Source organism: Bacillus sp. AFS023182, assembly GCF_002560575.1.
GTDB classification, from domain to species: Bacteria; Bacillota; Bacilli; order Bacillales; family Bacillaceae_G; genus Bacillus_A; species Bacillus_A arachidis.
Genome location: NZ_NTRO01000036.1, coordinates 17,890 through 30,468, shown reverse-complemented (window position 1 = coordinate 30,468; position 12,579 = coordinate 17,890). Strand labels below are relative to the sequence as shown.

10 protein-coding genes and 4 pseudogenes are annotated in these 12,579 nt (G+C 32.3%); 5 read left to right on the top strand and 9 right to left on the bottom strand.

The genetic code is table 11. The features are described 5' to 3' along the window. Window positions 1–406: 406 nt before the first annotated feature. Window positions 407–553, bottom strand: a complete 147-nt coding sequence (locus CN288_RS18130) for a BC1881 family protein (protein WP_098302780.1) — start codon at window positions 551–553, stop codon at window positions 407–409. 538 nt (window positions 554–1,091) lie between these two features. After that, the gene (locus CN288_RS18125) at window positions 1,092–1,553 is read right to left on the bottom strand and encodes a CarD family transcriptional regulator (RefSeq protein ID WP_176527696.1); all 462 of its coding nucleotides are present in this window, start codon (window positions 1,551–1,553) and stop codon (window positions 1,092–1,094) included. 210 nt (window positions 1,554–1,763) lie between these two features. On the opposite strand from CN288_RS18125, the gene CN288_RS18120 reads away from it, so the two are divergent. Beyond that, a complete protein-coding gene (locus CN288_RS18120) occupies window positions 1,764–2,684 on the top strand; it encodes an Rpn family recombination-promoting nuclease/putative transposase (protein ID WP_098302778.1) in 921 nt (306 codons plus the stop codon). Between the two features lie 139 nt (window positions 2,685–2,823). Further along, a pseudogene (locus CN288_RS18115) lies at window positions 2,824–3,509 on the top strand (IS6 family transposase). 69 nt (window positions 3,510–3,578) lie between these two features. Here the strand turns inward: CN288_RS18115 and CN288_RS18110 are convergent. The 3 genes and pseudogenes from CN288_RS18110 to CN288_RS18100 form a co-directional block, all read right to left on the bottom strand. Beyond that, complete coding sequence (locus CN288_RS18110) at window positions 3,579–3,785, bottom strand: hypothetical protein (protein ID WP_098302777.1); 207 nt, start codon at window positions 3,783–3,785, stop codon at window positions 3,579–3,581. A gap of 381 nt (window positions 3,786–4,166) precedes the next feature. Continuing rightward, window positions 4,167–4,496: pseudogene (locus CN288_RS18105) on the bottom strand (IS6 family transposase); the annotation flags it as partial. A 235-nt stretch (window positions 4,497–4,731) separates the two neighbouring features. After that, window positions 4,732–5,715 (bottom strand): DNA-binding protein, encoded by a 984-nt coding sequence (locus tag CN288_RS18100; protein WP_098302776.1) that lies wholly within the window; start codon window positions 5,713–5,715, stop codon window positions 4,732–4,734. A 354-nt stretch (window positions 5,716–6,069) separates the two neighbouring features. Between CN288_RS18100 and CN288_RS18090 the strand changes: the two genes are divergently transcribed. Next, window positions 6,070–7,230: a tyrosine-type recombinase/integrase gene (locus CN288_RS18090; RefSeq protein ID WP_098302775.1), complete on the top strand. Its 1,161-nt coding sequence runs from the start codon at window positions 6,070–6,072 to the stop codon at window positions 7,228–7,230. Window positions 7,231–7,878: 648 nt separating this feature from the next. On the opposite strand, the gene CN288_RS18085 is transcribed toward CN288_RS18090, so the two are convergent. Beyond that, the gene (locus tag CN288_RS18085; protein WP_098302781.1) at window positions 7,879–8,274 is read right to left on the bottom strand and encodes a DUF3224 domain-containing protein; all 396 of its coding nucleotides are present in this window, start codon (window positions 8,272–8,274) and stop codon (window positions 7,879–7,881) included. 264 nt (window positions 8,275–8,538) lie between these two features. Between CN288_RS18085 and CN288_RS18080 the strand changes: the two are divergent. Together CN288_RS18080 and CN288_RS18075 are read left to right on the top strand one after the other, a co-directional pair. Next, a pseudogene (locus CN288_RS18080) lies at window positions 8,539–8,875 on the top strand (IS66 family transposase); the annotation flags it as partial. Between the two features lie 56 nt (window positions 8,876–8,931). Further along, window positions 8,932–9,069: pseudogene (locus CN288_RS18075) on the top strand (IS6 family transposase); the annotation flags it as partial. Between the two features lie 165 nt (window positions 9,070–9,234). On the opposite strand, the gene CN288_RS18070 reads toward CN288_RS18075, so the two are convergent. The 3 genes from CN288_RS18070 to CN288_RS18060 form a co-directional block, all read right to left on the bottom strand. Then, entirely contained in the window at window positions 9,235–10,785 is a 1,551-nt protein-coding gene (locus CN288_RS18070; protein ID WP_098302774.1) for an acyl-CoA carboxylase subunit beta, read from the bottom strand. Further along, window positions 10,782–11,192, bottom strand: coding sequence for a methylmalonyl-CoA epimerase (gene mce / locus CN288_RS18065; protein WP_098302773.1), 411 nt, complete (start codon window positions 11,190–11,192; stop codon window positions 10,782–10,784). Before mce ends, CN288_RS18070 begins: the two co-directional genes overlap by 4 nt. Window positions 11,193–11,571: 379 nt before the next feature. Continuing rightward, window positions 11,572–12,573, bottom strand: a complete 1,002-nt coding sequence (locus CN288_RS18060) for a 3-oxoacyl-ACP synthase III family protein (protein WP_098302772.1) — start codon at window positions 12,571–12,573, stop codon at window positions 11,572–11,574. Window positions 12,574–12,579 lie beyond the last annotated feature (6 nt).

Genomic DNA, 12,579 nt, shown 5'->3' with positions numbered 1-12,579 from the left:
TTTCAGGGTTCACTTCATTTCCCCCTGTAGCTCCTATGATAATTACACTACTGCAAACAAGTACAACCAATAGGATAAATGAGACTAAATAAATACATTCATAGTTCTTTGACATCTTCTCGTATTTTATGCGTTCTTTCCTTGCATCCATCTAAATTCCTCCTTAAAAAGAAAATAATATATCGTTTCAATTAATTAGTTGTTCTTAAGAAACTAATTTATATAGTATAAAAAGAAATCCTACCAATATTAAGCTTTCCACTATAATAATCCCGCCCCTCTCCTTTCTATTAATCCAATCAAACCAGATTAAATTTATACATCCAATTATTATAAATAATAAATAAAAAAGACCCTCCTTCCCTTAAAGGCTGATCCTTTTCTTCTTGCATTCAACTATTTTTAGCTATTCTTGATTAATTAGAATAACCGCTGGTCCATCTATACGAATTCCACCCACTTCGATTTTTTCATAAGGTTCAACAGTAATGGAAATGATCCCTTCCCGCTTCTTTAATTCATTACTTAATTCTTTTGTTAATATTTTTTTCATGTGTGTACTCCTTCTTATTGCTTAATTTATTATTGTTATGTAAATGAAATGGTTTCCTGGTTTGGAAACCATTTTGTAGTTGACCATATGGCGTTACCAGTTCGTTCATCAATTTTACGTAAAGAAGATAGACGATTACTATTTACTCTCTCAGTAGATGTAAGAAATTCTTAAAGATAGCAGTGAGATTACTTGTTTTTTCTTCTAAAAATAATGCCTTTGATTGTATATTACCTAAAACAATGAAAGCCCTACCTCTCTTTCATCCTTACGGATCCTTGTCCGTGCCAGTGTGAATCAGGATTGCAAAAAATCAAGTGACTATTTAATCGAGTTATTTGATGAAACTTCGAAATTTTGTAAAAGAATTTTAAAAATAAAAATGGATTGCATTGAAGTAATAACAAAAGAGGTATCTTCTCTAAAATTGAGTTGAAGAAGTTGAATGTCTTTGAGGTGCTTTACTTTTAATAATCATTATATTCCCCAAAAATTCAGGATATTTTTTGGGGATGTAATACATTATTTATAATAAACCTTAACAGAAACTTTTCATTTGTTTTTCAGTGATTCCTTTAATTAATTCTAGTTCACTAACCAAAAATTTATATGCATCATCCAACAATTTTTTTTCGCTTGTATTCAGTGCTTTTTCTTTATTCATACGCATTAAATCACGTACTACTTCAGCACCTTCTTGTATTTCACCCGTTTTTATTTTGTCCGTGTTCACTTTATGTCTTTGTTTCCATGGCAGTAATCTATCTGTTTCCCCATGTTGAAAAATGTGTATAATGTGCGTTAATACAAGTATATCAGTAACTGGGCGTATATTTGAACTCAATATTTTACCCGTAGGAATCATGACTTGCATATTACTGATTGACATTTTTATGACATAATACTGTTGCTTTTCCCCTGAGAACTCTTTTTCTTCTATGGCTTCAATTATACCTGCTCCGTGCATTGGATAAACAATGTTATCGCCAATTTGAAACATATAATCCACCTCCATATGTGGTAACCTTCTCAAGTTTAACACATATGATATTTTTTATCAAACTTTAAATATTACCATGAAATTATTTTCATTGTCAATAATTTTTCTCCAAAAAATTAAATTAAGTAAAATAGCCGTAAAATAATAGAGAATGTTCAAGATTCCCAATAAAAGAAAAAGAAATAGTATTAGACAGGGAGAGGAAAACCTGTGTCCAACCAAAAATTAGTAAATTTACGCATCGATTTTGCTTTTAAGCAATTATTTGGTACAAATGGTAGTGAGGATATTCTTATCGCGTTTTTAAACGCGATGCTACAAGATTCTTTAGAATCACCTATTATTTCTTTACAGCTAGAAGATCCACATTTACATCGAGAACATGAAGAGGATAAATTATCGATTTTAGATATTTCAGCTACATTAGATACAGGTACAAAAGTAAATGTAGAAATACAGCTCAATAATAATCACGATATGATCAAACGAAGTTTATATTATTCGGGGAAGTTATTCACATTTCAATTGCAAAAGGGGATGCCATATAGTTCTCTTCATAAAACTATCACCATTAATCTGTTAAACTTTGCGATGTTTCCAGAATATGAGGAGTTCCATACAACAGGAATCTTGTGGAATAAGCAACAACAAAAGATATTGAGTGATGATATAGAAGTCCATATAGTTGAAATTCCGAAATTAATGCAACAGTGGCGGAATGAACAAGTAAATCCCTGGGAAGATTCTTTTGTTCGTTGGTTATTATTACTTCCAGCGAATGAAGATGAACACTTAACTCAAACATTGGAGGACATTGCCATGAATCAAGATCCAATTTTACAAAAAGCGATGAATAAGTGGGAACGTATGAGTCAAGATTCTTCTTTCCGACAAGCGTATGAAGCACGGGAAAAAGTGTTAATGGATGAAGCTGCAAAGTTTGCACATGCTCGTAATGAGGGGAAAAAAGAAGGGATTCAAGAGGGAATACAACAAGGGAAAGAGGAAGGAAAAAGATCTGAACGTATACAATTAGTAAGTGGAATGTATAAAAACGGAATGACAGTAGAAGACATTGCAAAATTCACGAAGTTATCTATAGAAGAAATACAGGAAATTATACAATCCTAACTAGGTAAAAATAACACCTACCAATGTTGGTAGGTGTTATTTTTAGTAGCTGCCTCTACCAGTTTCAATATGGGGTTCTGTTGCAAAGTTTTCTAAGCGAAATTAAAATGTAAAAAAAATGATTTAGGGAGCATGGTGCATGAGATATTTTAAAGGAAAACAGTTCAAGAAAGATATTATTTTGGTAGCCGTCGGCTATTATTGCCTTTTTTCTTTTAGTTATCGTAATGTATCTGAAATACTGAAAGAACGTGGAGTCTCCGTTCATCCAACAACATCATGCGTTGGGTTCATGAATATGGAGATTTGATTTATCAAATTTGGAAGAAGAAAAATAAATCGGCATATTTCGTATGGCATTTAGATGAAACCTACATCTAAGTTAAAGGAGAGTGGTGTTATCTCTATCGTGCGATTGATCAAGAAAGGTACACCTTGGATATCCAACTTCGTAAAACAAGGGATCATCAAGCCGCCTATATGCTTATGAAAAGGTTAGTGAAAGCTTTTGGAGAACCAATGGTTCTCACAACAGACAGGGCTCCTGCACTACTTTGCACATTCAAAAAACTGGAAAATAACGATTTTAATGTACATACGAAACATTGCACAGTTAAGCATTTCAATACTCTCATCGAACAGGATCATAGACATATCAAGCGACGCTTTTCCAAATCCGCAGGATTTTAAAATCTTCCTCATGCTTCACGTACCTTGAAAGGAATCGAAACCATTCATGCTATATATAAACGAGACCGCAGTTTACAGCCAAACTGCGGTTTTTCGACGTACAAGAAATTACACAAATTATTAGTCATTGCTTAAATGGTTCTCCTCATTTATCAATATCTGTTTCTACTTTTTTAACTTTGCACCAGAACCAACAAGATTTTTTCATACAATGGTATATCTAGTATAATCTGAAACACATAAATTGGCCGTATCAATTCTCACATGACATTTCCTAAATCGTCGCTTGACTTCTGATTTCAATTTCTCGTTTGCTTCCTCTAAAGAACGTGCTGGAATGATTGCGGATTGTAAACCTCTTTCCTTGCCACCATACATCACTGAAAAATCAATTTCATACCGATGTATCATGGTTCCCTCACTTCCCTTCTTTTGAAATCACTTTGTCCATTCAAACGAAAGATTAATACCAATACATAACCAAATATATGCAATATCTTCTGGAAAATTGTCCATCTTCCTCTTATTTCTTCAAAAATCCATATAAAACTCCTAACAAGCTGAATAAGGAACCAAATCTAACTTAATACAAATGTATTAGAGTGTTCTATAAAACTCATTACAAGAGAATTTGAGGAGTCATTTTCTTTAAAACGGAATTTTTTGTGCTTATAGTCGTAAAAAAATTGTTTTCCTACACACCCTATCGCCAATCCTGTTGAAAGTGTAGTCGATAATAAAATAATCACTTGTTGGATTGAGTTTCCCAAAAATAATGATTAGAAATGTACTCACAACTAACACGCTGGATTTAGAAACATACGAAAAAGCCAAGGCTTTCTTGAAAAAACGCTTGGCTGTTTGTTTATTTCTTGATTTACTAAGATAAAAATCAATGGTATTCCCTTCGGAATCTACAGCGTGATATAAATACATCCATTGACCTTTTACTCTGATATAGGTTTCATCAACTCTCCATGAGTCATTGGTTGATTTAAGATGATATCGTACGTTTTCTTCTAAATTTAGGCCCATATTGATGAACCCAGTGCATAATCGTTGTGTGAACAATTGATAATACGCTTTCCTCCACATCATTTCCACCAGGTTACGGAAGTTCAAGGATTTATGTATGTGTTTTGAAGTATCCACATGATCCAAACTTATATGATTAAATCCAAACTCAAAGATTTCTAATAAAAAAGAACCACTAAAAAGTGATTCTTTTTTGTTAAAGGCATAGTCCGACTTACATAGAGATTTGGAGAATAACTCTATAAGTTGTAGTATAGAACAATTAAATGTAAAAATATATGTATTTTTTTTCAAATAAACTATATTATGGTTGAGAAAATTTTTATTTTTGATTAAGTAAGTGCAGATTAATTCTATCTTGAATTGCATCTTTAATAAATTCTTCGATGGAACTATTTGTTTCTTCTACAATTTTTTTTATAGATTTATACTCGTTACTTGTGAGAGTTACGGGCTTTGTTACAGTATTGCTATCTAAATATACACTATTGTTAACACGTGGTATCATTTTTCCTTCTATTATATAGGATGCTAAACTATTCATCCATTCGGCCTGCATTCCAGATGGTAATGATACTAGAGATTGCCGAATATCAAAATACCAAAATTCATCTTCTACTGATATTTTTAAGTTTCTTGGTGACACATACTGTAATATGAGATCAATAAATCGAAAAATATCACTTCGAAATCGGTCAGATTTAGGGAAGCGGAATTTTACAAATCTTTGATGATGACTTCGCGGTTGATCAGATAAAACATAGGCAGGCTCATATCCTACTTTTATTGCATCCCCTAATGTCATGTTATTCCCAAATTCATCACGAAGTATTATGTCTCCACGTTTTGGAATTGAGATAATACGTGCTAACGTATTCCCTTTCATAAACCTTTGTAATAATACTACATTATGCTTTTGTGAGTATGTATAAATCTTATTTTTCTGCTCTATTTGTTGTACTAATTCACGGATGTCATCTTCTTTTACAAATTTTGTTTTACGATTACGATGCTCCTGTATAGTACAAGCTAACTCTCCTTCTTCTATCCATTTTTCGAGTTGATACATACTGATATGATACGCTTTGCTTGCTTGATATAGAGTAATTCCTTCTACCTTAAGTTCTTCTTTTAATTTCCCTACCTCTTCTCTTTTAAATAAAAAACTTCCATCTAAACGCCATGTATCCTTATTAATTGGATTTAGTTGTCCCTGTTTCATCAAATTATTAAATGTGAAGTGACTAATATCTAAATACTTTTTTACTTCATTCGTTGTCATATTTATTTCATATGTACTAAGCATTTAAGTTCCCCCTAATATTCCATTTATATATATAAGAAATAATATTATTATGTGAATTATAATTTATAAAATAGATAATTTAAATTTATTATAACATATATAAAAAGTAACTATTTAAATTATTAGCTAATAGCGGAATATAATTTATAATTAAATTCATTTTCACTATAGTATAAAACAAATAAAAAATAACAAATAAAAGGAAACGCATTATAACCATAGAAAATGGGCAGTTTTCTATAATTATATTACACTTTCGTTTTTATAAAATTTAATCTTACTATGTAAATAATTTTGAATGTAATTTAGTTATAATAGTAGATATAAAAGAAATTAATAAGGAGTTGAATGACAATGAAATTTGAATTGAATACAATTCATAGTGAAACTTCTTTAGAAAATATAGAGAAACAAAAACAAAATTTCACAAACATAATTTCATTATGGAATCGTGATTATATTAATGAAGCTGAATTTAAAAAGGAAAATAATGAAAGAGAAGATTCATATACATATGAGGGATTTTCAGATGAAGAAATATTGTACTATTACTTGAATCGGCAAACCCATTTTGACCAAGAAAAGCGTATAAAGGATGCATCCAGGACTCTATATGCACGTGATCTAAGCCAGTTTTACTTCTTTATTAAACAAAGTACAGAATTCCTGCAGCAAGATGTTAAAGATTATGAAGTTGGCCAAGTTTGGAGAAACCTAAGAAATCGGCATATCCGAAACTATCAAAAGTGGTTATCCGAGGAGGCAATCTCCTATCAATCAAAAGAAAAGTACAAAGCATCTACGATTAGTAGGAAACTTGGTGTGATCCGTTCTTATTTGAAATGGCTATATGAAGTTCAATATATCCAGGAACCTCTTCATGTGGAGATTCTAAGTACGACCATTAATAAACACCATAAACCAAAACGCGAGTTATCATATGAGGAAGTGAAGCAATTGCTTCATTACTATAGGGACAATGAAATCAATTACGCTTTATTATCGGTCCTAGCTACTACAGGGTTACGTGTTGCAGAAGTTGCGCATGCAAAGTGGGAAGACCTTGAGTATGACGCTATACGTGGACGTTACTATTTAACAGTTGATACAAAGGGAGGTAATGAACGGATTGTTTCTATTAATAAGGAGATTTTTAATCGTATTGTCGCGTTTCGAATCCGGAGAAGATTAACTGTAGACATTGGGAATAAAAATGGTGGAACTATATTTCAAACCAAAAACCATACTGCTTATAGAGAGAATTACTTGTCGCAATATATTTCTAAAATCATTAAGGATACAAAGCTACCCTTCACGGAGAATATACGAATTACTCCCCACTTCTTTAGGCATTTTTATGTACAATACTTATACGATTACAAGGGACTAGCACCTCATGTCATCGCAGCTGCAGTTGGTCATAAAAATGATAGAACAACAAAAGAAAATTATTTGAAACAACGATTAACGAAAGATAATGATGCTGGAAATCTAATTACAGAAGCTGAATTTTAATATGTAATTAATATATAATAAATCAAAAGAAAAAGGGATGAAATCGATATTGATCCATCCTTTCCCCTTTCTTTTTAATTATTTTTAAGTATCTATACCGTATAGACTTCAATTTTTGTAGGGTTAGAAAAACGGCGTGCTAATTCTTTTTTGATTTTTTCAATAGCAAAGAACTCAGAGGATGCATATACAGTGATTACTTTTTTTATAAAAGTATTACCCGTTATTAAAATATATCTTACCGAATATGATGAAATCACACTCTCACCCTTTCGCATATCTATTGTATTTAAGATATATGCCGATATGTGTGGATATATTCTCAAAAGCTATAAGATAAGTAGGCAAGTGGTATAATTATAACCCCAGGTAAATGTACCAGAACTGCTGGAATCTCAGTAATAACTTTATTAATTCAGTTCATTTATTATTATTCAAATTGGAAAAAACCTCTTAAGTTAATGGTTTTTTGAAATTTCTAGATATATAGACTACTGATAATGGGACGTTATGTTAACTTTACATGAATAGGATATACACTGTTCTTTTCTCAACTAATGGGAGGATAGTTGAACAAGTTCGTTCGACAAAAAAGACATTCCTGATATTACAAGGAATGTCCTTTTTACTAAACTATAGTGTATTTTACTACAATTCAAAGTCTAAAATAAGTTTACTGGTTTGACCTGTAAATTTATAATTATAGGACCCTCTCAGGCTTTCTAAGTCACCGGTAGCTCTGATAATTGTTGCTGGGGAATCTAGATTTCCTTTATCAAATATTCCTTGCTCTATAGCTGTAAATGTCCCTCGTTTTCCCTTATAAGTTCCTTCGAAATGCAAAAATCCAGAAATTTTAGCAGTAGCCAAGTGACCATTATCTATATTTGATTCTAAATAATATAATAAATATTCAACAAAAGCTTTCCCTTTTAATTCACCATCAATATCATATTCGACATGGGCAATATTAATAGGGAAATCTTTTCTAGTGCCATCGATTGGTTTTTCATCCCATTTACTTACTGTAAATGTTACTTCCATACGCATAAATCCCCCTTCATCATTGGATAAGTAATCTACCTCCAATTATATCATCTAAAGAGTACCAATTCACAATCATATCTCATAGGAGTGTTTTTATTTATTTATTTATTGTTCTTTACTAACTTTGTGAAGTATTACAGTTAAAGTAATGAGTGCTAATGTTAAGAAAGTTACATCTTTATTTCCCCTAACGATAATTATGTCAATAAGCTGTCCATATTGGCAGCTTATTGTATTTTTTGCTTAGCTGGCGATCCCCCTTATTGTTTGAATTAATGGAATCACTTTGAAGCTTTCTTATTAGACGGTCGTTTAGAAATAGATAACAACAGAAGTGAACGTTCTATTAAACCATTTGTAATCGGGAGAAAAAATTGGATGTTCTCAAACAAACCGCGAGGTGCTAGAGGAAGTGCCATCATGTATAGTGTGGTTGAAACCGCAAAAGAGAACAATTTAAGTTCCTATCATTATCTTCGTTATTTGTTTGAAATGCTCCCCCAATATGGATTTAAACAATAAAGAAGCAATTGATAAAGTCTTACCGTGGTCAATGGATTTACCATCTAGTTGCAAAGTACCGAAAAAAGTGAAGTAAACGTCAAGCAACTCTAAAATCAATCTTTATTGTATATTTTGAAGTTACTTGACGTTTACATTAAAAGGCGAGTTCGTTCTATGTTAGGGTTAAAGTCATTTAAAACAGCAATTTCTATATTGAGTGGTGTTGAAGCCATGCATATGATGAAAAAAGAACAGATTGATTTACGGGACCAGTCTGTTCAAAATTAGAAAAGATGTATTCATAAATTGTTTGGCTTAGCTTCATAAGATAGAAATGAAGAGGAAATTGCTACTCTATGTTTCTATCTAGTATTTTTACACCAGAACCTCTCGGCCATGTTAGATTTGTAAAAAATTTACGTAGAGGACGCTAACAAGAAACCTGTGTTGTTCTTACAACGGTATATTCCCATGCTTTTTCATAGGATGTTCTTCTTTCTTTGTTCGTAGCATATCAAGCGCTTGTATCAATTTTATACGTGTTTCCCTTGGGTCTATAACATCATCAACCAACCCATTTTGGGCTGCAATATAAGGATTTGCAAATTTCTCACGATATTCATTAATCAGCTCTTGACGCGTAATTTCTGGTGTACTGCTAGTCTGAATATCTTTTGAAAAAATAATGTTTACTGCTCCTTGAGGACCCATAACTGCAATTTCTGCATTTGGCCAAGCGAACACAATATCTGCTCCAATTGCTTTACTGTTCATTGCAACATATGCCCCCCCATATGCTTTACGTAAAATTACTGTAATTTTTGGTACCGTTGCCTCTGCATATGCATATAAAATTTTAGCACCATGACGAATAATTCCATTATGTTCTTGCTGTACTCCCGGAAAGAAACCTGTCACATCCTCGAATGTAACAATTGGAATATTAAAAGAATCACATAAGCGAATGAAACGTGCTGCTTTATCAGATGAATCAATATCTAAACTTCCTGCCAATGCCTTTGGTTGATTACAAACTAGACCAATTACTTCCCCCTTTATACGTGCAAATCCTATAACAATATTTTTTGCAAAGTTTTTTTGTACTTCAAAGAAAGAAGCTATATCAACTACTTGTTCTATTACACGTCGTATATCATAAGCACGAATAGTATCACTTGGAACAATATCTGCTAAATCGATACGATAGTCACCTACTTCTTTTATTTGTGTGGCTGGTGCTCTCTCAGTATAGTTTTGTGGCAAATAAGAAAGCAGGGTACGAACTAAATATAATGCCTCTTCTTCATTAATCGCAGAAAAGTGTGCACTTCCACTAATACTATTATGCACGCTTGCGCCACCTAAATTTTCAGATGAAATTGTTTCTCCTGTTACTGCTTGAATTACTTTTGGTCCAGTAATAAACATTTGACTTGTTTTTTCAACCATAATAACAAAATCTGTAATGGCAGGAGAATATACAGCTCCACCCGCACAAGGCCCCATAATTACTGATATTTGTGGTACGACCCCTGAGTAACTTGTATTTCTTTGAAAAATTTGACCATATCCATCTAGTGATAATACACCTTCTTGAATTCGTGCCCCCCCTGAGTCATTTAACCCAATAATAGGAGCACCATTTTTGGCTGCTAAATCCATTATATTCGCAATTTTTTTCGCATGCATTTCTCCCAGCGCGCCACCAAATACGGTAAAATCTTGTGAAAAAAGATAAATTGGACGACCATTAATTTTACCATACCCTGTAATAACACCATCCCCAGGGCCATATTTTTTGTCAAGACCGAAATCCATACATCGATGTTCAATAAAAGGTTGTAGTTCTACAAATGTACCTGGATCTACTAGTAATTCGATACGCTCCCTGGCAGTTAATTTCCCATTTTGATGTTGTTTAGCGATACGCTCGTCGCCGCCACCAATTTTAATCACAGTCTTTTTGTCTTGTAATTCAGTAATTTTCTCGTAAATATCAATCATATTTGCTCTCCTTTATCACATAATTCGTACAATGTACCATATGTTGACTTTGGATGAATAAAAGCAATTTGTGCGCCTTGTGCACCAATTCGAGGTAATTCATCAATCATCTGTATTCCATTTTTCTTTATATCCTGAATTCTTTGTTTAATCGATTGGACTCCAAATGCTATATGATGAATACCTTCACCACTTTTTTGAATAAATTGTGCAATTGCCCCTTTGTCATTTAGGGGCTCTAACAATTCCAATTTACTTTCCCCTACTACTAAAAAAGCTATTTTTACTTGTTGTGATTGTACTTCTTCTATTCCTAAAAGTTTCAATTTTAACACTTCTGTATAGAATGGCAAAACTGATTCTATAGATTGTACCGCAATTCCGATATGGTCAATTTTCTCAATCACTTACTGTCCTCCTTTTAAAATAGCCCATCCATTTTATTAAAAAACCATTACATTAGGATATCTTTACTCTTGTAAAAATATCCTAATGTAAATCTAAATGCTTCATTAATTTTTTATTTGTCATATAAACTTTTTCTTGGTGAAATCTATGACTTAACTTAATGATTCACTCATATGATCATGTTTACTTCGAACAAAAATTTAAAATAATAATCACAAGAATTGCACTTGAAATTTTATGGTCTTATAGCATTTTACAAACATTATTTAACCTATAAATGGTTTTTCTCTTTAAAAGATTGAATGTCCTAATCTTATAAAAACTTCATTAATAGAATTGCAGTACACCTATCTTTATCACATAAAATTTTGCACTATTTTATATTTCTATAGTCAATCCCATCCAACTAATTCCTACACCAGCTGCAAGGACCAAAATCTTATCTCCCTTCCTTATTGGCATATTCTTAAGCATATTATATAAATCAATTAAAATTCCTGGTGCACCCAAGTCTCCTTGGTTTTTTAAAAATGAAATATTAGTTTTTTCTGTATTAAAATTGAGAACCGAAGCAATTTTTTCCATAAGATCAATTCTTCCAGAGGGAAGAATTAAATAATCAACATCATTTAAGCTCCATCGACTCTTCTCTAATACCCTTGATGCGACCATACAATAATTCTCTATATTATTTTGATTCAATTCTGAAATTAATTCTTTATTTATAAATGTATAATGATTCTCTAATAAGTCTGGGTTTTCTCTGATAATTTTTTCAGAATAAGGTGTTCCACTGGTAACATGAGCTAAGTTTGTGAATTTACCATCTGTATAACCATAAAAATCGACCAAACGAGCTAGTGAACTTGATGACTTTTCTAATAAAGCTGCAGCACTTGAATCACCAAATATCAAACCCGGTCCATAATGGTCTTTAGTATATCCACTCCAAATATCTGCTGCTACAATTAAAGCTTTTTTCCATTCAGAAGATGTCTGTAACATGGCTTTTGCTGTTTGGAATGCAGGTTGTACACCCCCACATCCAAGTTGCACTTCAAAACCAAAGGCTTTACTCATTTTAAGTTCATTACATATTTTTGCTGCTGGTGACCATACAAAATAGTCTGGAGGCGTTGCCCCTGTATAAATAACCAAATCAATTTCATCTGGATCGACTTGCAATTGCAGCAATAAATCTTTTGCAGCCTTAATTCCCATTCCTGTAGGGGTTTCTTTATTATCAGCAATTGGAACACTATCAACTCCAATTTTACGAAAAACCTTTTCATCTACTATTTCAGACTCTAAAAGAGCATTAGTATAGTATCTTTGTTTTGGAAAGTAAATATTAATTCCTCTAATGCCTACCGATTCCAACAACCT